This window comes from Paracoccus aminovorans, from assembly GCF_900005615.1.
GTDB classification, from domain to species: Bacteria; Pseudomonadota; Alphaproteobacteria; order Rhodobacterales; family Rhodobacteraceae; genus Paracoccus; species Paracoccus aminovorans.
Window position 1 is genome coordinate 2,643,403 of the sequence record NZ_LN832559.1, and the last position, 22,765, is coordinate 2,666,167.

The window sequence follows — 22,765 nt, forward strand, 5'->3', positions numbered from 1 at the left end:
GGGAATTATCGCTTTGTTAGGCAACCGGGAATTGTCCCGTGCACCACCACCACCTGCCACAAGCGACCCCCGCGATGCGTTACCGCCACATTGCCACCTATGCCGGCACCGACGCAGCCTTCGTGAACAATATCACGGGTTTGCAGACTCATGCCGGGCCCGATGGATACGCGCTCTACAGCACGACCCATCTCGGCGGCGGCATCGCGGCCTATCGCATCCCCGGCGCCGAGCAGCCGATCCAGATCATGAGCGCCCAGGCCTATCCGGCGGCGGCGGGCTATGCCGGCGTCCCCGGCGCGGCCGTCCTGGATCTGGGCGGCGATTCCGTGCTGCTGGGCACGGGACTGCGCAACGCTTCGGGCGCCGCGATCCGGCTGGGCGGGCAAGGCGATTTCCTGGACAGCGCGGCGCCGCTGACCCCCGGCGTGCTGCCTCAGGACCTGATCCAGCTGGGTCAGTTCCGCACGCCCCTGGGCAATTTCCTGTATTCGGCCCGCGACGGGCAGACCGCCATCGATGTCTGGCGGGTGGGCGGGGACGGCGGCATCAGCCATGTGACGCGCGCACAGCTGCCGGTCGGTGCCGGCGTGCAGGGGACGGAACTCGACGCCATGCATGTGGCCACCATGGCCGACCGCAGCTTCATCCTGGCGGCCTCGGGCATGGGCAATTACGTCTCGGTGCAGATGATCCACGCCGACGGGTCTCTGGGCAGCGCGCAGATGCTGTGGTCCTGGAACGGGCTGGGCATGGACCAGCCCAGCCATATCGACTCGGTGACGGTCGGCGGCGTGACCTATGTGGTCATCGCCGCGTCGCAAAGCTCGTCCCTGACGATGATGCGGCTGACCTATGCGGGCGAGTTGCTGCCCGTCGATCACATCGTGGACGAGCGCACGACCCGCTTTGCCGGCGCCACCGCGCTGGAGACGGTGCAGATGGACGGCCGCGCCTATGTCTTCGTCGGCGGCGGCGACGACGGGATCAGCGTCTTTACCGTCATGCCCGGCGGCAAGCTGCTGCATCTGGCGACGCTGGCCGATACCGACGACCGGACGCTGGCGGGTGTCTCGGCGATCTCGGCCACGGTGATCGACGGCAGGATCGCGGTCTTCGTCTCGTCCCGGACCGAGCGCGGCATCACCCAGTTCGTCTTCGAGCCGGGCGGGATCGGCCTGACCCGGGTGGTCGGCGCGGGCGTGCAGGGCGGCACCGACGGCAGCGACATGATGCAGGCCAGCGCCGGCACGACCGAGATGCTGGGCGGCGACGGCGACGACATCCTGATCTCGGGCAGCAGCCCGGTCAGCATGACGGGCGGTGCCGGCGCCGACGTCTTCGCCGTGACCGAGGTCAACGGCCGCATCACCATCACCGATTTCGAGCTGGGGGTGGATCGGCTGGACCTGTCACTGCTGGGCATGATCCGCAGCACCAGCCAGCTGGTGTTCCGCCCGCAGGCCTTCGGCATCAAGATATTTTACGGAAACTCGGTGATTTTCCTCATGACGAAAGACAACACCATGCTGCAAGCCAGCGCCTTCGACAATTCGCTGTTCCCGATCAGCCATTACGCCGCGCCGAACATGCGAACCGTCGTGCATGGCACCGCCCGCAACGACACGCTGAGCGCCGCGCGCAACGGCTCGCAGGTCTTCGGCTATCTCGGCAACGACCTGCTGCTGGGCGGCGTGGGCAACGACATGCTGAACGGCGGCGCCGGCCACGACACGCTGCGCGGCGGTGCCGGCAAGGACACGCTGTTCGGTCTGACCGGCAACGACCGGCTTCTTGGCGGAGACGGCGACGACAAGCTTTATGGCGGGGCGGGCGATGACACGCTCTACGGCGGCGAAGGCGACGACATCCTGTCGGGGCAGGCCGGCAACGACCGGCTGTTCGGCGAAAACGGCAACGACCGGCTGATCGATCTGCTGGGCAACAACACGCTCTGGGGCGGGAATGGCAACGACTATCTGAGGATCGGCAATGCCGCCGGACGGCTCAGCGGCGACAATGGCAACGACACGCTGATTTCGGGTGCGGGCAACGATTATCTGTCCGGGGGGGCGGGGAACGACAGCATGGTTTCCGGGGCGGGGAACGACACGCTGATCGGCGACGCCGGCAACGACTACATGAGCGGCGGGGCCGGCAACGACAGCATGGACGGCGGCACCGGCAACGACACGCTTTACGGCGGCGCAGGCCACGACCTCCTGCAGGGCGGCCTGGGCGATGACAAGTTGTACGGCGGCGACGGCCATGACACGCTTTGGGGGGATTCCGGGGCCGACATGCTGTCTGGCGGCGAAGGGCACGACCTGCTTTCCGGCGGAACCGGCAACGACAGCCTCTTTGGCGGCGGGGGCAGCGACACCCTTTACGGCGGCGCGGGCGACGATTTTCTGGCCGGAGAAACCGGCAATGACACGCTTTACGGCAGCCTCGGGAATGACAGCCTCTTTGGCGGCGAGGGCCACGACCTGCTCGACGGAGGGGCCGGCAACGACGTGCTGCGCGGTGGCGACGGCCATGATACGTTGCTGGGCGGTGACGGCGACGACCTGCTGTTTGGCGAGGCGGGCAACAATAGCCTGCGCGGCGGCGCCGGCAACGATACGCTTTGGGGCGACGCCGGAAACGACTATCTCGTCGGCGAGGACGGCGATGACCAGCTCTATGGCATGCTTGGCGCCGACACCCTGTTCGGCGGGCTGGGCAACGACCTTCTGGATGGCGGCGACGGGGACGACCTGCTCGGCGGCAGCGACGGCAACGACACGCTCCGGGGCGGCGGCGGTCACGACGTTCTGGGCGGCGGCGCGGGCGACGACCGACTGGAAGGCGGCGCCGGCAACGACACCCTGACCGGTGGGGCGGGAGCCGATAGTTTCGTCTTCGTCGGCTTGGACAATTTCGACGATAGCCTCGACCTGATTACCGATTTCCAGACCGGGCTGGACCGCATCGACTTCTCGGGTCTGAACCTCAGTTTCATCGGGACGGACACCTTTTCCGCCGCGGGCCAGATTCGCGCCGACCTGTCGCAGCCGGGTGCCGGCCGGCTGCTTGTCGACCTCGACGGCGACGGCCGCGCCGATCTGACCATCGAACTGACGGGGCTGGATACGATCGGGGCCGGAGACCTGCTGCTCTAGCGCTCCAGCAGGTCGCGATGGCTGCGCTCAAGCAGCATCAACCCCAGCACCAGCAACGCGACCGAGATGCCGATGACGTAGCCCTGGCTGATATAGCTGCCCTGATAGGTCGGATAGATGCCCTGCCGCATCAGGCCGACGCAATGGATCAGCGGGTTGTACCACAGGAAGTTCTGGGCCTGCGTCGGCATCAGGTCATAGGTGAAGAAGATGCCCGACATCAGGAACAGCGGCCGCGTCAGGATCTGCCAGATCCGCTCCCATATCGGGAAGGCGGTCATCAGGTAGCAGTTCAGGGTGCCGACCCCCACCGCCAGCAGCGCGACCAGCAGCAGCGACTCGAAGACCGAAGCCAGGTTCACCACCACCGGCAGCTGGAAGATCACGTAGATGCCGATCAGCACGATGGCGATCACCGCCGTATGAGTCAGCGCGTTCAGAAGCACCCGCGCGATCATCGCGTCGATGAAGGTGACGCTGGGATAGGCCAGGAACGGCCGCGAGAAGCGGATCGCGCTGGCAACCTTGTTCGTCAGGTCGTTGAACATGGCGAAGGGCAGGAAGCCCGTGGCGTAGAACAGCGGAAAATTCGTGCCCAGCCCCGGCCGATTCAGCGCCAGGCTGAAGATCAGCGAGAGCAGCGCCACGCCCAGCACCGGCTCGAGCACCGCCCAGATATAGCCTCCGGCGGATTTGCCATAGGTCGTCGCCATCTCGCGCAGCATCAGCGCCACGATGATGCGCATCATGCGAAAGCGCGGCCCGATCTTGGACGGACGCTGCGGAGGTCTGATCTCACCTGGAATGTCGGACATGTGAACGCAAATGCTGGCCTTGGCGAGCCGCAATATGTAACAACTGCGCGGAAAAGGTAAACCAGCGAAAGCGCAACTGCTGTGACCACCCCGTTGAACCCGGCCGGCGCCAAGGCCGGCCCGCCGGCCGAGCCGGCAGCAGAACAGCAACCCTCCGCGCGTTCCGCACCCGATCCGGCGGCCCGTCCCCGTGCGCAGGCCGACAATCAGGCGCAGCCTGCGCCGGCCCCACCGCAGCCGAACCGCCCGTTCCAGGCGCAGCCGGCCCCGGCCGGCGCGCCCGTGCAGCGGCCGCCGCAGCCTGCGGCGCAACCGGCGCAACGGCCGGCCCAGCCGCAGACGCAACAGGGTTCCGGCCAGCCCAACCAGCCGCGACCGCAAGCCGCGACCGGCCAGCCGCCCCGGGCACGGCCGCAGGGCACCGGCACCCAGCAGCCCCTGGCGGTGCGCCCGCAGGCCCAGGGCCAGCCGATTCCGGTGAAACCCATGGGCCGAGCGGTGGCGCAGCCGGCAGGCCGGCAGGTGCCCGCCGTGCCGCCCACGCCCGTGCAGCCGGTCCGTCCGGCCGTCGGCCTGGCCCAGCCGCGGCGCCGGCACTGGTTAATGCTGGCCTCGTTCCTGCTGCTGGTGGTGCTGCCGACGCTGCTCTGGGCCTGGTATCTGTGGGCGCGGGCCAGCGACCAATATGTCTCGACCGTCGGCTTTTCGGTCCGCAAGGAGCAGGCGGCGCCCTCGATCGACCTGTTGGGCGGGCTCTCCTCGTTTACCGGCGCCAGCGGCACCGCCTCGGACACGGACATCCTGTACGAATACATCCGCAGTCAGGACATGGTCGAGAAGATCGACTCGGATCTCGACCTGCGGTCGCGCTTCTCGCGCGACTGGCCGCGGGATTTCGTCTTTGCCTTCAATCCCGAAGGCCATGTCGAGGACCTGACGGAATACTGGCAGCGCCAGGTCAAGGTGCTTTACGACAGCTCGACCGCGCTGATCACGCTGAACGTCAGCGCCTTCAGCGCCGAGGACGCCCAGGCGATCGCCGCCGCGGTGTTCAAGCAGAGCTCGGACAAGATCAACCAGCTTTCGGCCATCGCCCAGGAGGACGCCACCCGGCTGGCCAAACTGGAACTCGACAAGACCCGGGACGAACTGACCACGACCCGACAGGCGATGACCGCCTTTCGCATGAAGTCGCAGATCGTCGATCCGCAGGCCGACCTGGCCGGGCAGATGGGCGTGCTGAGCGGGCTTCAGGCGCAACTGGCCGAGGCACTGGTCGCCCATGACATGCTGCTGGAAAACGCCCAGCCGACCGACCATCGCGTGACTCAGTCCCAGCAAAAGATCGACGCCCTGCGCCGGCTGATCGATCAAGAGCGCAGCAAGTTCGGCGCCGAGGGCCAGGGGCCGGCCGGTGAAAGCTATGCCCAGCTGATGGCCGAATACGAAAAGCTGGCGGTGGACCGCGAATTCGCCGAGGGCGCCTATCGCACCGCCCGCATCGCCTATGAGACCGCCATGGCCGAGGCGCAGCGCCAGTCGCGCTATCTCGCCGCGCATATCGAGCCCAAGGTCGCGCAAAGCTCGACCGAACCGCGCCGGCTGTGGCTGCTGTTCATGGTCTCCGGCATGCTGCTGGCCGGCTGGTCGATCCTGGTCCTGATCTATTACAGCATCCGCGACCGCGGCTGAGCCATGATCCGGCTGGAGAACCTGACCAAGGCCTATCGGCTGAAAGGCCGTCGGACGCTGGTCGCCGACAATGTCAACGCGGTCTTTCCGACCGGCGCCTCGGTGGCGCTTCTGGGCCGCAATGGCGCGGGGAAATCGACGCTGCTGCGGATGATCGCCGGCACCGTCTCGCCCACGGCGGGACGGGTGCTGTCGAACGGCACGATCTCGTGGCCGGTGGGCTTCATGGGCAGCTTCCACGGCGAACTGACCGGGGCGCAGAACGTGCGCTTCGTGGCGCGGATCTATGGCGTCGACACCGACGAATTGGTCGATTACGTCGCCGATTTCGCGGAGCTGGGCCAGCATTACCACCAGCCGTTCAGCAGCTATTCCTCGGGGATGCGCTCGCGGCTGGCGATGGGGACCAGCATGGGCATCCATTTCGACACCTATCTGGTGGACGAGGTGACCAGCGTCGGCGACGCCAACTTCCGGGTGAAGTCGCAACGTGTGTTCAGCGACCGCATGGCGAATTCCGGCGCCATCGTGGTCAGCCACTCCATGCCCATGATCCGCAGCATGTGCACCATGGGCGCCGTGCTGGAACACGGCCATCTGACCGTCTTCGACGACCTCGAAGAGGCGATCGCCCATCACGAGGCAATCCTGCGCGTACCCAAGGTGGTCGTGGGCGACTAACCGGCCAGCAGGGCCTCGATTTCGGCCCGCCTTGCCGCCACAAGCGCCGCATCGCCGCGCGATTCGACGTTCAGCCGCACCACCGGTTCGGTGTTCGAGCGGCGCAGGTTGAAGCGCCAATCCGCGAACTCCAGGCTGATACCGTCGGTGTCGTCGCGGCGAATCGCCTGCGGCGCGAAATGCGCCACCACCCGGTCGATGGCGGCGCCGGGATCGCCGAGGCGGAAGTTGATCTCGCCCGAAGAGGGAAAGGCCCGCATCCGCTCGGCCACCAGCGCGCCCAGGCTGACGCCTTTGCGGCTGACCAGTTCGGTCACCAGCAGCCAAGGGATCATGCCGCTGTCGGCGAAGTGGAAGTCGCGGAAATAATGATGCGCCGACATCTCGCCGCCATAGATCGCGCCCGACTCGCGCATGGCGCGCTTGACGAAGGCATGGCCGGTGCGGGCCTGCACCGCCTGCCCGCCCGCCGCCGCGATCATGTCGCGGCTGTTCAGCACCACACGCGGATCGTGCACGATCTTCTCGCCCGGGTGCTTTTCCAGGAAAGCGGTCGCCAGCAATCCGACGATATATTCGCCGGGAATGAAATCGCCGTTCTCGTCGAAGAAGAAGCAGCGGTCGAAATCACCGTCCCAGGCCACGCCCAGGTCGGCGCCATGCTGCCGCACCGCATCCGCCGTCATCGGCTGGTTTTCCGGCAGCAGCGGGTTCGGGATGCCGTTCGGAAAGCTCGGGTCGGCATCGTGGTTGACACGGATGAAATGCAGGGGCGCCCCGCGCCGTTCCAGTTCGGCCGCGACGGTGTCGAAGGTAGGCCCCGCGGTGCCGTTGCCGGCGTTGACCAGCACGGTCAGCGGCTTCAGCGCGGCGATATCGACGAAATCGGCCATTGCCCGGGCATAAGTGTCGCGCGCCTCGGGAAAGTCCCGCGTCTCGCCCCGGCGCCCTGTTTCGGTGAAGGCGCCCGATTGCGCCAGTTCGGCAATGGCGGCGAAATCGCCCTCGGGGTCCAGGGGCGCCGCACCGCGCCCGACCAGCTTCATGCCGTTGTAGTCGATCGGATTATGCGAGGCCGTGACCTCGATCCCACCGTCGGCGCCGAAATGGGCGGTGGCGAAATACATCTCCTCGGTGCCGGCAAGACCCAGGTCGCGCACATCGGCGCCGCCCTCGTTCAGCCCCCGGATCAGCGCCGCGGCAAGTTCAGGCGAGGTTTCGCGCGTGTCGCGGCCGACGATCACCTCGCGCGCGCCCAGCACCTGCGCGAAGGCGCGGCCGATGCGCCAGGCGACGTCCGCGTCAAGTTCGGTCCCCAGCCGGCCGCGCACGTCATAAGCCTTGAAGCAGTCGATCCGTCGCGCCTCAGCCATGTCCCATCCCCTTCTTTGCCGCCCTTGGCTACACCAGCCGCCCGGCGATGGGAATAATGCGTCAGCATTGCAGAAGGGTTAACGCCTCCGCCAAAGGGCCGGGGTGACGCAAGCCCCCCGCCGCGCTAGACCGGACGAAACAAGGAGAATGCCCATGGATACCAAGGCCCTGATCGCCGCCTATTACGACGCCTTCAACGCCGGCCGCACCGACGAGATGCTGGCCTATCTGCACGACGAGGTCGAACATCACGTCAACGAGGGCGGCATCCGTCGCGGCAAACCCGCCTTCGCCGAGTTCAACGCCCATATGACCCACAGCTACAAGGAGCTGCTGACCGACATCGTGATCTTCGCCAACGAGGCAGGCGACCGGGCGGCGGCCGAGTTCGTGGTCAACGGCACCTATCTGGCGACCGACGAGGGCCTGCCCGAGGCCAATGGCCAGACCTACGTCCTGCCCGCCGGCACCTTCTTCACCATCCGCGATGGCAAGATCGCCCGCGTGACCACCTATTACAACCTCGCCGACTGGACGCGGCAGGTCGTCGGCGAATGATCCGGACCCGCATCCTGACCGGGGACGCCGTGGCCGAGGCGCTGGACGACCTGGCGCGGCTGCGGATCGCGGTGTTCCGCGACTGGCCCTATCTCTACGACGGCGACCTGGATTACGAGCGCGACTACCTGCGCGCCTATCAGTCGCCCGGCGCGGTGGTGGTCGCGGCCTATGACGGTGCCCGCATGATTGGCGCCTCGACCGGCGCGCCGATGGAGGATCACGCCGGCGACTTTGCCGCCGCCTTCGCCGCGCGCTCCGAACCGCTGGACCAGATCTTCTATTGCGCGGAATCGGTGCTTTTGCCGGACTATCGCGGCCATGGGCTCGGCCACGCCTTCTTCGACGGGCGCGAGGCGCAGGCCCGCGCCCTGGGACGGCGCTTCTGCACCTTCTGCCGCGTGGTCCGGCCCGAGGACCATCCGCTGCATCCGCAGGACTATCGCCCGCTGGACGGCTTCTGGCGCAAGCGCGGCTACGCGCCTCTGCCGGGGGTGGTGGCCGAGTTCGAATGGAAGGACATCGGCGAGGACGATCCGACCCGCAAGCCCCTGCAATTCTGGATGAAAACGCTGTGACCCGGACCGTCCGCATCGCCGCCGCCGCCTATCCCTTCGACTGGCTGGCGGATTTCGACGCCTATCGCGCCAAGATCGCCCGCTGGGTGCAGGAGGCCGCCGATTGCGACCTGCTGGTCTTTCCCGAATATGGCGCCATGGAACTGGCCTCGCTGGGCGGCCGCGCGGTGGCGGGCGACCTGGAGGCTTCGCTGCATGAGGTCGCCCGGCACGAGCCCGCCCGCGACGCGCTGCACAAGGAACTGGCGGCACGACACGGGGTGCACATCCTGGCTGCCTCGGGGCCGGCGTTCGAGGGGCCGCGCCCGGTCAACCGCGCGGTGCTGTTCGGGCCGCAGGGACGGATCGGCCATCAGGACAAGCAGGTGATGACCCGCTTCGAGCGCGAGGATTGGGACGTCGTCGGCGCCCCCGGCCTGCGGGTCTTTGACACGGCCGTGGGACGGCTGGGCGTCCTGATCTGCTATGACAGCGAGTTCCCGTTGCTGGGCCGGGCGCTGGCCGAGGCGGGGGCCGAGGTGGTGCTGACCCCCTCTTGCACCGACACGGTTGCGGGGTTTAATCGCGTCCGCATCGGCGCCATGGCCCGGGCACTGGAGAGCCAATGCGTGGTCGTGCAGGCGCCGACCGTAGGCGAGGTGGACTGGAACCCCGCCATCGACGAGAATCGCGGCGCGGCGGCGATCTATGCGCCGCCGGACGGGCTGTGGCCCGAAAGCGGCGTGGTGGCCGAGGGCGCGATGGACGCGCCGGGCTGGGTCAAGGCGAGCGTGGATCTGGACCTGGTGGCCGAAAGCCGACGGAACGGGCGGGTGCTGCCCTTTGCGCATTGGGGCGAGACGGTGGGCGTGCGGATGGTGGACTGAGGGCTACTTGAAGCCCAAAGGAGTCTTTGATTTCTGCGCTTTCCGGCAATTGAATGGCCTTATGCCTTAGGGTCCACCCCTATGATTTTCTGTTGCAGGCTAGGGGGTTGAGTGATCCACGCGGATCATGTGCAAGCGAGACAATCGATACTTCTGGCTGAGTGTGCAGCAGATGCAGCGACTTCGGCCCTTCTTTCCCAAAGTACGGGTGCGGTCCGACGACTGTAAGGTGTTGAGCGGGATCATCTGCGTCAAGCGATATGGGCTGCGATGGCAGGATGCGCCTTCTGTCTACGGCCCTTGCAAGACTCTGTATAACCGGTTAGCCCGCTGGTCCAGGATGGGCATCTTTGCGCGACTATTCCAGGAACTGGCGCAGCCCGGCGGCCAGGGCGACACGCTGATGATCGACAGCACCTTCATGAAGACGCACCGCACCGCTGCCAGCCTTCGAAAGTCCAAGGATCAGGAAACGATCCAGTGGATCGTTTTCCCGACGGACGGGATCGGCCGCGGGCGATAGGGCGCACGAAAGGTGGCCTGAACGCCAAACTGCACATGCTCAGCGACGGCAAAGACGCCCGCTGGACGTCTTCCGCTCTCCCGGCCAGATGGCCGACAATCGGGTGCCCTCGTGGTGGTGCGCCATCTGGCGACAGCCAGGCGCTTTCTGAGCGACAAGGCGTATGATGCCGACTGGTTGCGCGACGGCTCAGGGATCGTGGCATCCGCCCCTGCATCCCGCCTCGGAAGAAGCGCAAGAAACCTGCCAGATATAACAAGCGGCTCTACCGCAAGCGATATCGCATCGAGAATGCCTTCGGCCGCTGTAGGGGGGCTCTGTTGCACAAATCCTGTCATGGATTCATCTGATGAAACCCGTACGGTAGCTGGTCTGCATGAGCCGACCCGCATCCCCGACATACAGAACCCGGAACTGGCCAGCCTACAATGAAGCGCTCAAGCGCCGGGGTTCGCTGACGATCTGGTTCGACCCCGAGATGAGCTGGGATGCCGCGCCGACAGGCAGGCGTGGCCGCCAGCAGACCTACAGCGATGCCGCCATTCAGACGTGTCTTTCGATGAAGGTGCTCTTCGGCATGGCGCTCAGGCAGACGACTGGTTTCGTCGAGAGCCTGCTGCAGTTGGTTGGTCTCGACTGGACGGTGCCTGACTTCAGCACCCTGTCCCGTCGCCAGAAGACCCTGGCTGTGAACATACCGTATCGCGGGTCCAAGGGGCCGCTGCACCTGCTGATCGACAGCACTGGCATCAAGGTCGAGGGCGAAGGCGAGTGGCACGCCCGCAAGCATGGCGGCCCGAAACGGCGCGTCTGGCGCAAGATCCATCTGGGGATTGATGAGGAAACGCTGGAGGTTCGGGCGGTGGAGATCACAGGGAGCCACATCGGCGATGCGCCGGTGTTACCCGACCTGCTCAAACAGATCCCGGCGCACGAGCAGATCGGCCGCGTCACAGCAGACGGCGCCTACGACACCCGCAAATGCCACGATGCCATCGCTGACCGCGGCGCCGACGCTGTCATTCCGCCCCGCAAGAACGCCAAACCCTGGAAGACAGTCGCCGCCGGCGCGGGCGCACGAAACGAGGCTCTGCGGGCATCGAAATACCTCGGTCGTGCCCTCTGGCGACGATGGAGTGGATACCACCCCCGAAGCCGCGTCGAGACGAAGATGCACTGTGTGAAACTGCTGGGTCAGCGCCTCATGGCACGGGACTTTGACCGACAGGTCGCCGAGCTTCAGGTCCGTATCGCTATTCTGAACCGTTACACCGCGCTTGGCACCCCCGTCACAGAGGCCGTGGGATAGATCTGTCCGGGGAAAGGGGAAATCCGGCCATCAACTCTTTGGTGCAACAGAGTCCGCGTCAGGGATACCGTCGCCACCATCAACGTGGCCGAAGCGGTCGCGCGGGTGAGCGAGGGCCGGGCATGAGCGGCATCGGTATACAGGTCGAGTTCGATTCCGAGGGCGCACGGCAGCGCCTTCGGGCCCTTATCCAGAAAATGGACAACCGCCGGCCGTTCTTTGAGCAGGTCGGCGAACACCTGATGACTTCGACCGGGCGCAGGTTCGACTTGGACACGGCGCCGGACGGAACGAAATGGGCGCCGCTCAAGCCCGGCACGATCAAGAGCCGCATCCGGCGAGGGAAGTCACCCGCTGGCATCCTGCGCGATCACGGCTGGCTTCGCGGCTCGATCAGCGCGGAAAGCAGCAATGACGATGTGCGCATTGGATCGCCTTCGCCGTATGCTGCAATCCATCAGCTGGGCGGGACTATCGACATGCCGGCCCGGCAACAGACGCTCTACCTGAAGCGCAACCGCAAAGGCGAGATCGGCCGCAGGTTCGTGTCCAAGAAGGCGGCGAACCATACCGAAACGATCCAGCGATCCGCGCATAAGCTGACAATCACGGCGCGGCCCTTCCTCGGCATATCGGCAGTGGATCAGCAGGATATTCTTGACATAGCCGGTGACTGGCTCGGCTTGGGCTGATCGGAAAAATATTCCTAATATCATTTGAATATTGGAACAATATTCTGAAATCACGAAGCAGGCTGCGCCGTGCCAGTTCGGAAACCTCGGCAGAGAAACAGCGCGAAAGCGGAGCTTAACCTGTTCATATTGTGTGTTTCGGAACTGGTTTCGCAAGGTAGCAACTCACTTCCGAAACTCCCTTCGCTTTTGCCCCCCCGGAAAGCGGCACCCACAGAGCGCCCCGCTGACGGCCTTTCTTCAATGCTGGCTGGATGTTAGCAGATGCGCGGTTCATGCTGCCCCAATGTCGATTGCATGCGCGGTGAAAGTTCGGAAACCGCGCATTTTTACCGACTCTGTTGCACCAAAGAGTTGATGGCCGGATTTCCCCTTTCCCCGGACAGATCTATCCCACGGCCTCTGTGACGGGGGTGCCAAGCGCGGTGTAACGGTTCAGAATAGCGGGCGCGGTATTGTCCACATAGGTGGCTTTCCCGACCGCCAGTTCCTCCAGGTCGAAGAGCCCGGCCAGCATCTTGGCGGTGATGCTGTCGGCGGTGGTGTATTTGAACCGTTCCACGATCTTGGGATGGTTCTTCAACGCCATGAACCCCTTGCTGCCGATCACCATGCGGTTCGGCTCGATCCCGCAGGTGGTGCGCACCTGATCCTTGGCGGCTTCCACGTCGCCAACCGGATCGCTGTCGTCGCTATCCCAGCGGTCGCCGCCGGTCAGCGCAAGCCGGTTCGCAGGGGTGTAGCTGGCCGGGTCCGAGGCAAGCTCCGCCTGCTCGATTTCCAGCGTCAGGGTCAGCGTGTCCATGGCGGTATTGACCGCGCGCTTGCCCAGGTCGATCCCCGGAACCTCCGCTTCCTCGGCATGTTCACGCGGAACCGGCACATCCAGCGAATACTGGTCGAGGCTGTAAGGCCGGCCCTCATAGCCCAACTGAATGTTCATGGCGTCCGCGCCCGGCGCGCGGCGGGCCTTGTAGTTGAAGAAGCTCTCGCGTCCGAACTCGATCACGTTGCCACCGCGCTGGGGCACGTCGATGCGGGGGAAGAGGATATGCCCGACGCGCTGCGCGTGGCGATAACCCTGCGCGATGCCCGACAGAACCGGGTCGATCACGCGGGCGGTGCGGCTGTTCAATCCACTCATGTTGCCTGTTTTCCTTGGATGCTGATTTCCGGGCCGTGGAGCGGCCCGGAGACGTTCGGGGCTGTCCAGGGGTGCCAAATGAGGGGGAAGCCCTGTTAACCCCCTGTTAGGATCGCGCTCCGGGCCTATTGAGCCGCAAGTTGGCGGGGAGATGTGTCGGAGATGAAGGCGGCAAGCTTCTGGCACCCCACTCCGAAACGTGTGGCAAGCTCGTGGCCATTCAGACCGGCTCGCGAGCGATGCCGGCGAACCATACGTTCCGAAATGCCGAGAATTCGGGCCACCTCTTGGTTGTTCTTGCCCTCGGTGATGAGGGCAAGAACGGCGTCACGCCTCCCGGTATTGGCTGAACCATTCGGGATGTAGAAGGACTCGCCCGGCATGATGGCGACCAGCTCCTCCGCGTCGAGCCGCCCAAGATTGCGAACAAGGGGGTGCTCGTCGGTCAGCGCCTTGATGCGCGTCGGAATCTTGATGGAGGTTCCGCCCATGGTGGCGACCATCTTGTCGCGGAGGCCCGCGCCCAGCATGTCGGCGATGTAAGCCATCGCGCCTTCCGGGCAGTTGCTTTGGTATTCTTCCATCCTGACGGCTTTGCTGTTCATGCCAATCCTCGCCTTCCTTGGTCTTCGCGCCCGTCAACCGGACTACAGTCCGGTCTGGTGGCGGTAGCCCGGACGCATGTCCGGCCGAGGTTGGAACGGACTTCCGGCTAAGGGGGTGTCCTGCGCGAAGGGCTCCTCCCGCGCGCGGATCGGGGGATGGCGGGCGGTATCGCGCCTGCCCGCCGTCTCCCCCTCGGGGCTGGCAGATCGTCGCCCGCGTCGCCTGTCGCTGGCGACAGAAGACGCCAAGGGCGGCTGGCGGGTTCGACACGGTCACCCACGAATGACCGAGGAACTGAAAGAGGCCGGTGTCGATGTGGGGCACCGGCGCGTCGGTCGCCTGATGCGCGAAAACGGGATCGCCGTTGAAAGAACGCGCAAGTTCAAGGCGACCACAGACAGCGATCATACATTCAACATCGCCCCGAACCTGCTAGACCGCGACTTCCGTGCGGCCGGGCCGAACCAGAAATGGGCAGGTGACATTAGCTACATCTGGACCCGCGAGGGGTGGCTGTATCGTATGCGGCGGCTGCGCCCCATTGATTTCAGGCTTGCGCCGCGGGGTGCCGGACAGAGCTGATGCCCGTTCGTAGCTCAGAAAGGAGTCCTTTATGAGCTCATCCCGGCTGGTTTCGCCGCCTGGGCATATGGGCGTCGATGTCTTTTTCCCGGTGGCCGTTGGCCAGGCGCGTGAAGAGATCGCGCAGGTAGGCATAGGGCTCGACGCCATTCATCTTGCATGTGCCGATGAGGCTGGCGAAGCGAGCCCAGTTGCGTCCGCCCTCGTCATGGCCGGCGAACAATGCGTTGCGGCGGTTCATGGCCGGCTTCGGATGGCATTCTCGACCAAGTTGGAGTCGATGTCGACGCGGCCGTCATCAAGGAACAGCCGGAAGCCGTCCTGGCGCTTCAGCATATAGGCCATGGCCTCACCAAGGTCGGATTTTCGCGAGACCCGGGCAGCCTGCGCCTTCAGCCAGGTAAAGAACGCGTCGACTAGGGGGCGGGACAGTTCCTGCCGGACGGCCCGTCGATGTTCCGGATCGCTTCCGCGGATGGCATCCTCGACCTTGTAGAGTGCAGCAATGCGCAGGAGCGCCTCATCGATGATCGGTGAGCCTTTCTTCGGCTTGGCCTTGATCAGCTTGCGCCGACCGTGCGCCCAACAAAAGGCCAACCGCAAGGGAGCGCCGCCGGTGCGTTTTGGCGTGGCGAGATGGGTATAGGCACCATAGGCATCAACCTGGATCGTGCCATCGAAGCCAGCAAGGATTTCAGCGGCATATTCGCCCTTACGCCCGGGCCGGTAGTGGAATACCACGCCGGGCGGAGCGGTGCCGCCCCAACCCCGGTCGTCCCGTAAAACGGCCCAGAGGTAGCCGGTTTTCGTCGTGCCACGCCCTGGATCGAGCACCGGGGCGGTGGTTTCATCGACATAGAGCCGCGTGCTTTCCGCCATCAGCCGCCTGGCCATGTGGTCGACCACGGGCGCGATCAGGGCACCGGTCCGGCCCATCCAGTCGGCCAGCACCGAGCGCTCGATCGGCAGCCCGTGCCGCGCCATCACCACGGCCTGCCGGTTCAGCGGCATATGCTCGGAATGCTTGGAAACGGCGATCTGCGCCAGCAGTGCCTCGGTCGGCCAACTGCCCTCCAGAAGATGCGCGGGTGCCTTGGCCTGCACCACACCGGCTCGCCCCTTGGGGCAGGCATAACGGGGGCGCACTGTGGCGATCAACCGTCCGCCGCCAGTCCAGACCCTCGAACAGAGCTTCCGCCTGCGCCCGCGACAGCCGCATCACCCCGTCCTGGACCTTGGGCCAGGCGAAGCTGCCGTGTTCCAGAACCTTGTAGGTCAGCACCATTCCGGTGCCGTCCCAGACCAGGATCTTCAACCTGTCCCCGCGTTTCGACCGGAAGATCACCGTCACCCCGGAATGCGGGTCGAGCTTCAACTCTGTCTGAACCATCAGCGCAAGGGCCTGGTGCCCGCAGCGGAAGTCCACCGGCTTCGTCTCGGTCAGAAGCCGGGCATTTCCGGCCGATTCCAGGTGAATTTCCTGGTTTCCGGCGCGGAATGTGCCGTCACGCGGACTTTTTCAGCAGCCTGTCAATTGTTCGCGCCCCCCTCGACCGGCTCCGCCGGCACCGCGCTCTCGGGCGTGGCGCCTTCCGGGGCCGTTCCCTCGGTCGGGACGGCCAGCCGGTTGTCGTCCCATTCGCCCGAGGCCACCTCGCCCGTCGCATAGCGCATCACCCCCGCGCCCTGCCGCTTGCCGTCGCTGAAATGCCCGGTATAGACGTCGCCGTTGGCATAGGTGGCCACGCCCTCGCCGTCGATCTCGCCTTCCTTCCAGCTGCCCTCGTAGCGGAAGCCGTCCGGCGCGATCAGCCGGCCCTTGCCGTGGCGCAACCCGTCCACGAAGGAGCCGTCGTAGGTCGTGCCGTCGGGATAGGTCGCCTGCCCCTGGCCGTGGCGCTGCCCGTCGCGCCAGGCGCCGTTGTAAACATAGCCGTCCGGATAGGTCATCCGGCCCTGCCCCTCGTTGCGGCCGCGCTTGAAACCGCCTTCGTAGACCAGGCCGTTGGCGTATTTCGCCACGCCCTGACCCTCGATCACGCCCGCGATCCAGGTGCCGTCGTAGGTGGCGCCGTCCGGATAGGTGATCAGCCCGCGCCCGTCCGGCATGTCGGCTTTCAGCGCGCCCTCGTAGACCGAGCCGTCGGGATAGGTGATGCGGCCCAGCCCCTCCATCCGGCCCTCGACCCAGTCGCCGGAATAGACATAGCCGTCGGTGCCGGTGAAGGTGCCCACGCCCCAGCGCTTGTCGGCGCGGAAGTCGCCCTCGTAACGGTCGCCGTTGGCGAATTTGGCGATGCCCTTGCCCTCGCGCTTGCCATTGGCGAAGCGGCCCTCGTAGCTGTCGCCCGAGGGCTGGACCAGCTTGCCCTGCCCCGCCATCTGACCGGCCGACCAGCCGCCCTCGTAGGACAGCCCGTCCGGCATGGTAAGCTTGCCCTGACCCGAGCGCTGGTTGGCCTTCATCTCGCCTTCATAGGCCGCGCCGTCGGGATAGGTGATCTTGCCGAAGCCCTCTTTCACGCCGGCCTTCCAGTCGCCATGGTAGCGATAGCCGTTGGGTTGCGTCAGCACCCCCTTGCCGTCGTGCAGCGCGTTCAGGAAGCCGCCCTCATAGACCGAGCCGTTGGCGTAATGCGCCACGCCCTGGCCGGTGATCTGGCCGTCCAGCCAGTCGCCCTCGTAGGTGCCGCCGTCCTCGTAGGTGATCTTGCCCTTGCCATGCGGCTTGCCGCGGGCGAAGGCGCCTTCATAGACCGAGCCGTTGGGGAACCTGGCCTCGCCCTGACCGCGGATCTCGCCCTCGACCCAGTCGCCGGTATATTCATAGCCCGAGGGCAGCGTGTAGGTGCCGCGCCCATGCTGCTTGCCGTTGCGAAAGGTGCCCTCATAGACGCCGCCGTCGTCATATTGCTTGGTGATGACGGATTGCGCGCCGGCCGTGCCGCTGCCGGCCAATATCATCGCGCATGCGACAAGGGCTGCTGCCTTCATGGGCCTGCCTCCGGCTGTTCGTTCTTTCGGCAGGGGTTTACCGCATGGGCGCCGCCGGCGCAAAGCCCGACTTTTCCTTTGCCGCAGGCTGACCTATCAACAACGGCAAGACCCGGGCAAAGGAAGCGCCATGACCGACACGTTCCGCATCACTCTCGGACAGCTGAACCCGACCGTGGGCGACCTGCCCGGCAATGCCGCCCAGGCGCGCGAGGCATGGGCGAAGGCGCGCGAGGCCGGCGCGAACCTGCTGGCCCTGCCCGAGATGTTCATCACCGGCTACCAGACCCAGGACCTGGTGCTGAAGGCGGGCTTCACCCGCGACGCCATGGCCGCGATCGAGGCGTTGGCGCGGGACTGCGCCGACGGTCCCGCCATCGGCATCGGCGGCCCCCATGCCGAGGGCGACCGACTCTACAACGCCTATTGGATCCTCCGCGGCGGCAAGGTGGTGGCCCGGGTGCTCAAGCACGAATTGCCGCACAAGCAGCTGTTCGACGAGTGGCGGCTGTTCAACGTCGGGCCGATCTCGGGTCCCTACAGCCTGGACGGGCTGCGGATCGGCAGCCCGATCTGTGAGGACGCCTGGTGGCCCGAGGTGGCCGAGACCCTGGCCGAGACCGGGGCCGAGATCATGCTGGTCCCGAACGGCAGCCCCTATCATCGGGGCAAGCTGGACCTGCGCATGGGCCATATGGTGGCCCGCGTGGTCGAAACCGGCCTGCCGCTGATCTATCTGAACTCGGTCGGCGGGCAGGACGACCAGATCTATGACGGCGGCAGCTTCGTGCTGAATCCGGGCGAGGACGGCGGCGCGGTCAAGGTGATGCAGCTGGCCCCCTTCGACGAGATGCTGGTGCATGTCGATTTCACCCGCACCCCGCAGGGCTGGCGCGCGGTGCCTGGCCGGATGGACCACCAGCCCGACGAATGGGAACAGGATTATCGCGCCATGATGCTGGGGCTGCGCGACTACATGCGCAAGTCCGGGTTCCGCAAGGTGGTGCTGGGCCTGTCGGGCGGCATCGACTCGGCGCTGGTCGCCACCATCGCCGCCGACGCCGTCGGGCCCGAGAACGTGCGCTGCGTCATGCTGCCCAGCGAATACACCTCGCAGGCCAGCCTGGACGACGCCGCCGATTGCGCGGCCCGGCTGGGCACGCGGCTGGATACCGTGCATATCGAGGGCGCCCGCGACGCCGTCGGTGCGGCGCTGGCGCATCTGATGGCCGGCACCCAGCCCGACATCACCGAGGAAAACATCCAGTCCCGGCTGCGCGGCGTGATGCTGATGGCGCTGTCGAACAAGTTCGGCGAACTGCTGCTGACCACCGGCAACAAGTCCGAGGTCGCGGTGGGCTATGCCACGATCTACGGCGACATGGCCGGCGGCTACAACCCGATCAAGGACCTTTACAAGACCCGCGTCTTCGAGACCTGCCGCTGGCGCAACCGCAACCATCGCGACTGGATGCTGGGCCGCGCGGGCGCGGTGATCCCGCCGCAGATCATCTCGAAACCGCCCTCGGCCGAGCTGCGCCCGGACCAGAAGGACCAGGACAGCCTGCCGCCCTATGAGGTGCTGGACGCGATCCTGGAAGGGCTGGTGGAAAAGGACCTGGCGCTGCAGGACCTGGTCGCCCAAGGCTTTGATCCCGAGACGGTCAGGAAGGTCGAATCCCTGCTCTATGGCAGCGAGTGGAAGCGTTACCAGGCAGCGCCGGGACCGCGCATCTCGACCAAGGCCTTCTGGCTGGACCGGCGCTATCCGCTGGTGAACCGCTGGCGCGACCGGATCTGACAGCGGTTGACGCCACGTCACCCCGGCGGCGCAACCGGCATAGGCAATCGCCAAATCAAGACAAGCCGTTGATATGGTTTGAATCTACAATCGGGATCGCTGCAAACTTGGCGATTTCGACAGGTTCTTAAACTTCGCGATATTCCTTAGCTATGCGGTTGGACCGGGGGTGCGTATTCTCCGGGCAATCCACCATGCGCCGCGTTCCGGTGCTGTCTGGTGGGATGGTTGATTGGTCACCGATACCTCTTCGGAGGGTCTGTTAATGATGAGGGTCTGCTTATGCTGACAACGACGATTCGCGTCATCTATCTTGGTCAACACTGCGATCTGGACCCCGACGAGCGGCACCTGGGCGCCGAACGCGCCCATGAGCTTGTCGGTTCGTCCTTCGGCAGCGCCGACGCCCCGCTGGCGCGCGACATCAACAGCATCACCCTGATGGACGGCAATGCCGACGGCAGGATTTCCTTCGACAACCGCTACGGCTCGCCCTCGGACGAATACGGCCTGCATGACGGCGCCCGCCACTATGCGGATTCGGGGATCATGTATCGCGGCACGGTGACCTATATGGACGGCAGCTGCGCCACCGACGTGACGCTGCGCGTGTTGCAGGACACCGACGGCAACCTGGTGCTGCTGCCGCCGCCCACCTCGGCCTCGCAATCCGAAATCGACGCGGTCACCACCAAGCCGATCCAGTCGATCACCCTGACCGACTATGTGCGCAGCGACTTCGGCGGGCTCGACACCTCGCGCTACGGGCTCGAGGCGCCGGCCTTCGTCTGCTTCCGCAACGGCACGCTGATCCTGACCACGCGCGGCAATGTCCCGGTCGAGGACCTGCGCCCGGGCGACATGGTCGTCACCCGCGACCACGGCCCGCAGCCGCTGCGCTGGATCGGCTCGAAACAGGTGACCTCGGACCTGCTGCAGCTGTTCCACAAGATGCGGCCGGTGCGGATCCGGGCCGGGGCGCTGGGGGCGGGCCTGCCGGCGCGCGATCTACATGTCTCGCAGCAGCACCGCGTCCTGGTCGGCTCCAAGATCGCCGAACGCATCTTCGGCGAGCCCGAGGTCCTGGTCGCCGCCAAGCACCTGACCGCGATCGAGGGCATCGAGATCGACGACAGCGCCGAGGAGCTGACCTATTTCCACCTGCTCTTCGACCGGCACGAGATCGTCTGCTCGGAAGGCGCGCAGACGGAATCGCTGTTCACCGGGCCCGAGGCGCTGAAATCGGTTTCTCCCGAGGCGCGGGCCGAAATTCTGGCGCTGTTCCCCGAGTTGCTGTCCGAAACCTGCGCGCAGGAACCCGCGCGCAGGATCGGTTCCGGCCGCGAGGGGCGGCAGCTCGCGAAGCGCCATTCCGCAAACGGACGCGAGCTGCAAAAGGCGCTGTCGCGCTGATACCTCAGGCCCCGGACCACCACATGCCGGGGCCTTTTCCCTTTCCGGGCGGTCAGACGACCACCGCCCTGCGCTCTTGCTGGCCGACGCCAAAGACCCGCTTGTAACGCGCGATCTCGTCCGCCGGGCCGGTGGCCTTTTCCGGGTTGTCGGACAGTTTCACCGTCGGCCGCCCCTCGGCCGCCACCGCCTTGCAGACCAGCGAGAACGGCGCCAGCCCGTCGCCCGGCACCAGTCCACGGAAATCGTTGGTCAGCAGCGTGCCCCAGCCGAAACTGGGCTTCACCCGGCCGTGGAAGCGCCGGAACAATTCGCTGATCTTGTCCACGTCCAGCCCGTCCGAAAAGATGATCAGCTTTTCGCGCGGGTCCTCGCCCCGGTCCTGCCACCAGCGGATCGCGGTTTCGGCGCCCTCGGCCGGGTCACCGCTGTCGACGCGGATGCCGGTCCAGCCGGCCAGCCAATCCGGGGCGTGTTCCAGAAACCCGTTCGTGCCATAGGTGTCGGGCAGGATGATGCGCAGCATGCCGTCATGTTCCTCGTGCCAGTCGGCGAGGACGCGATAGGGCGCCTGGCGCAGCTCTTCGTCGCTGTCGGCCAGGGCGGCATAGACCATGGGCAGTTCGTGGGCATTGGTGCCGATGGCCTCGATGTCGCGACGCATGGCGATCAGGCAGTTCGAGGTGCCGATGAAGCGATCCTCGCCCAGCCCTTCGTACATCGCCTGCACGCACCAGTCCTGCCACAGGAAACTGTGCCGCCGCCGGGTGCCGAAATCGGCGATGCGCAGGTCGGGGCCGAGCTTGCGCAGCTCTTCGATCTTTTCCCACAGCCGGGCCATGGCGCGGGCATAAAGCACCTGCAGCTCGAACCGGCCCATGTCCTTCAGGACGGCGCGCGAACGCAGTTCCATGATGATCGCCAGGGCCGGGATCTCCCACAGCATGACCTCGGGCCAGCGGCCCTCGAAGGTCAGCTCGTATTGCCCGTCCCGCTTTTCCAGCTGATAGGCCGGCAGGCGCAGGTTCTCCAGGAACTCCATGAAATCGGGGCGGAACATCTGCCGCTTGCCGTAGAAGGTGTTGCCGCGCAGCCAGGTGCTTTCGCCCCGAGTCAGCGTCAGCCCGCGCACATGGTCCAGCTGCTCGCGCAGCTCGCCCTCGTCGATCAGGTCGGCCAGGCGGATACGGCTGGTGCGGTTGATCAGGCTGAAGGTGACATTCGTGTCCGGCCGGTTGCGGAACACCGACTGGCACATCAGCAGCTTGTAGAAATCGGTATCGATCAGCGACCGCACGATCGGATCGATCTTCCACTTGTGGTTATAGACGCGGGTCGCGATATCGACCGTCGGAATCATCATGCCAGGGTCACTCCTGCCTTGCGCATGGCGTCGCGGGCGGCCTCGCGCGAGCCGTTCAGGTCGATGGCGCGGGTGGCGCCCTCGATCACCGTCGCGGCGAAACCCAGACGCGCGGCATCCATCGCCGACCAGGCGACGCAGAAATCCTGCGCCAGGCCGACGAAGGTCAGGTCGCTCAGCCCACGCTCGCGCAGGTATCCGGCCAGGCCGGTGGGCGTGCGGCGGTCGTTCTCGTAAAAGGCGGAATAGCTGTCGATCTGCGGCCGGAAGCCCTTGCGGATCACCAGATCGGCGCAATCGACGGCCAGCGCCGGGTGGAACCCCGCCCCCACCGAGCCGATCACGCAATGCGCCGGCCACAGCACCTGCGGACCATAGGCCATCTCGACCACCGAAAACGGCGCCGCGCCGGGATGGTTGTCGGCAAAGCTGGCGTGATCCTGCGAATGCCAGTCCTGGGTCAGCACCACCGCGTCGTAATCGGCCATCAGGTCGTTGATCGGCGCGACGATCTCGTCCCCGCCGGCGACGGCAAGCCGTCCGCCGGGGCAGAAATCCAGCTGCATGTCGATGACGATCAGGGCTTTTGCCATCGGGGCCCCCTTTGGTT

General features: G+C 65.9%; 17 protein-coding genes and 4 pseudogenes. 12 read left to right on the forward strand and 9 right to left on the reverse strand.

Annotated features, from left to right (window positions below; all coding sequences use genetic code 11):
• Positions 1-74 precede the first annotated feature (74 nt).
• Positions 75-3,164, forward strand: coding sequence for a calcium-binding protein (locus tag JCM7685_RS20550; protein ID WP_074969485.1), 3,090 nt, complete (start codon positions 75-77; stop codon positions 3,162-3,164).
• On the opposite strand, the gene JCM7685_RS13180 is transcribed toward JCM7685_RS20550, so the two are convergent.
• A complete protein-coding gene (locus tag JCM7685_RS13180) occupies positions 3,161-3,913 on the reverse strand; it encodes an ABC transporter permease (protein WP_074969487.1) in 753 nt (250 codons plus the stop codon). The two genes, JCM7685_RS20550 and JCM7685_RS13180, sit on opposite strands and share 4 nt — an antisense overlap.
• Before the next feature lie 147 nt (positions 3,914-4,060).
• Between JCM7685_RS13180 and JCM7685_RS13185 the strand changes: the two genes are divergently transcribed.
• Complete coding sequence (locus tag JCM7685_RS13185; protein WP_074969489.1) at positions 4,061-5,671, forward strand: capsule biosynthesis protein; 1,611 nt, start codon at positions 4,061-4,063, stop codon at positions 5,669-5,671.
• Between the two features lie 3 nt (positions 5,672-5,674).
• On the forward strand, positions 5,675-6,352 hold the full coding sequence (locus JCM7685_RS13190; protein WP_074969491.1) for an ABC transporter ATP-binding protein: 678 nt from the start codon (positions 5,675-5,677) through the stop codon (positions 6,350-6,352).
• Here the strand turns inward: JCM7685_RS13190 and JCM7685_RS13195 are convergent.
• Positions 6,349-7,725 carry a phosphohexomutase domain-containing protein gene (locus tag JCM7685_RS13195; protein WP_074969493.1) on the reverse strand — a complete coding sequence of 459 codons (1,377 nt, stop codon included), beginning with the start codon at positions 7,723-7,725 and terminating at the stop codon, positions 6,349-6,351. The genes JCM7685_RS13190 and JCM7685_RS13195 overlap by 4 nt on opposite strands.
• A gap of 154 nt (positions 7,726-7,879) precedes the next feature.
• On the opposite strand from JCM7685_RS13195, the gene JCM7685_RS13200 reads away from it, so the two are divergent.
• From JCM7685_RS13200 to JCM7685_RS13225, 6 genes and pseudogenes are all read left to right on the forward strand, one after another.
• Positions 7,880-8,284 (forward strand): ketosteroid isomerase-related protein, encoded by a 405-nt coding sequence (locus JCM7685_RS13200; RefSeq protein ID WP_074969495.1) that lies wholly within the window; start codon positions 7,880-7,882, stop codon positions 8,282-8,284.
• The gene (locus tag JCM7685_RS13205) at positions 8,281-8,862 is read left to right on the forward strand and encodes a GNAT family N-acetyltransferase (protein ID WP_074969497.1); all 582 of its coding nucleotides are present in this window, start codon (positions 8,281-8,283) and stop codon (positions 8,860-8,862) included. Before JCM7685_RS13200 ends, JCM7685_RS13205 begins: the two co-directional genes overlap by 4 nt.
• Complete coding sequence (locus tag JCM7685_RS13210; protein ID WP_074969499.1) at positions 8,859-9,728, forward strand: carbon-nitrogen hydrolase family protein; 870 nt, start codon at positions 8,859-8,861, stop codon at positions 9,726-9,728. The genes JCM7685_RS13205 and JCM7685_RS13210 overlap by 4 nt, the downstream gene beginning before the upstream one ends.
• Positions 9,729-9,855: 127 nt before the next feature.
• Positions 9,856-10,562 (forward strand): annotated as a pseudogene (locus JCM7685_RS20345) (IS5 family transposase); the annotation flags it as partial.
• 65 nt (positions 10,563-10,627) lie between these two features.
• Complete coding sequence (locus JCM7685_RS13220; RefSeq protein WP_100526019.1) at positions 10,628-11,560, forward strand: IS5 family transposase; 933 nt, start codon at positions 10,628-10,630, stop codon at positions 11,558-11,560.
• Positions 11,561-11,682: 122 nt separating this feature from the next.
• Positions 11,683-12,252, forward strand: coding sequence for a phage virion morphogenesis protein (locus tag JCM7685_RS13225; protein WP_074971326.1), 570 nt, complete (start codon positions 11,683-11,685; stop codon positions 12,250-12,252).
• 388 nt (positions 12,253-12,640) lie between these two features.
• Here the strand turns inward: JCM7685_RS13225 and JCM7685_RS13230 are convergent, their stop codons facing one another.
• On the reverse strand, positions 12,641-13,396 hold the full coding sequence (locus tag JCM7685_RS13230) for a major capsid protein (protein WP_083412992.1): 756 nt from the start codon (positions 13,394-13,396) through the stop codon (positions 12,641-12,643).
• A gap of 125 nt (positions 13,397-13,521) precedes the next feature.
• Entirely contained in the window at positions 13,522-14,001 is a 480-nt protein-coding gene (locus JCM7685_RS13235; RefSeq protein WP_074971308.1) for a LuxR C-terminal-related transcriptional regulator, read from the reverse strand.
• Between the two features lie 268 nt (positions 14,002-14,269).
• On the opposite strand from JCM7685_RS13235, the pseudogene JCM7685_RS13240 reads away from it, so the two are divergent.
• Positions 14,270-14,521 (forward strand): annotated as a pseudogene (locus tag JCM7685_RS13240) (IS3 family transposase); the annotation flags it as partial.
• Positions 14,522-14,621: 100 nt separating this feature from the next.
• On the opposite strand, the pseudogene tnpC reads toward JCM7685_RS13240, so the two are convergent.
• The 3 genes and pseudogenes from tnpC to JCM7685_RS13255 all read right to left on the reverse strand — a co-directional run.
• Positions 14,622-15,742: pseudogene (gene tnpC / locus JCM7685_RS13245) on the reverse strand (IS66 family transposase); the annotation flags it as partial.
• Positions 15,743-15,773: 31 nt separating this feature from the next.
• Positions 15,774-16,010 (reverse strand): annotated as a pseudogene (tnpB, locus tag JCM7685_RS20810) (IS66 family insertion sequence element accessory protein TnpB); the annotation flags it as partial.
• A gap of 104 nt (positions 16,011-16,114) precedes the next feature.
• Positions 16,115-17,578, reverse strand: coding sequence for an MORN repeat-containing protein (locus JCM7685_RS13255; protein ID WP_074966143.1), 1,464 nt, complete (start codon positions 17,576-17,578; stop codon positions 16,115-16,117).
• 130 nt (positions 17,579-17,708) lie between these two features.
• Here JCM7685_RS13255 and JCM7685_RS13260 point away from each other — a divergent pair, with 130 nt between their 5' ends.
• Together JCM7685_RS13260 and JCM7685_RS13265 are read left to right on the forward strand one after the other, a co-directional pair.
• Positions 17,709-19,379, forward strand: coding sequence for an NAD+ synthase (locus JCM7685_RS13260; protein ID WP_074966142.1), 1,671 nt, complete (start codon positions 17,709-17,711; stop codon positions 19,377-19,379).
• Positions 19,380-19,661: 282 nt separating this feature from the next.
• Positions 19,662-20,792 (forward strand): Hint domain-containing protein, encoded by a 1,131-nt coding sequence (locus JCM7685_RS13265; protein ID WP_231964641.1) that lies wholly within the window; start codon positions 19,662-19,664, stop codon positions 20,790-20,792.
• Positions 20,793-20,844: 52 nt separating this feature from the next.
• Here the strand turns inward: JCM7685_RS13265 and pncB are convergent, their stop codons facing one another.
• Together pncB and pncA are read right to left on the reverse strand one after the other, a co-directional pair.
• Positions 20,845-22,155: a nicotinate phosphoribosyltransferase gene (gene pncB / locus JCM7685_RS13270; RefSeq protein ID WP_074966141.1), complete on the reverse strand. Its 1,311-nt coding sequence runs from the start codon at positions 22,153-22,155 to the stop codon at positions 20,845-20,847.
• Positions 22,152-22,748, reverse strand: a complete 597-nt coding sequence (pncA, locus tag JCM7685_RS13275) for a bifunctional nicotinamidase/pyrazinamidase (RefSeq protein ID WP_074966140.1) — start codon at positions 22,746-22,748, stop codon at positions 22,152-22,154. The genes pncB and pncA overlap by 4 nt, the downstream gene beginning before the upstream one ends.
• Positions 22,749-22,765: the final 17 nt, after the last annotated feature.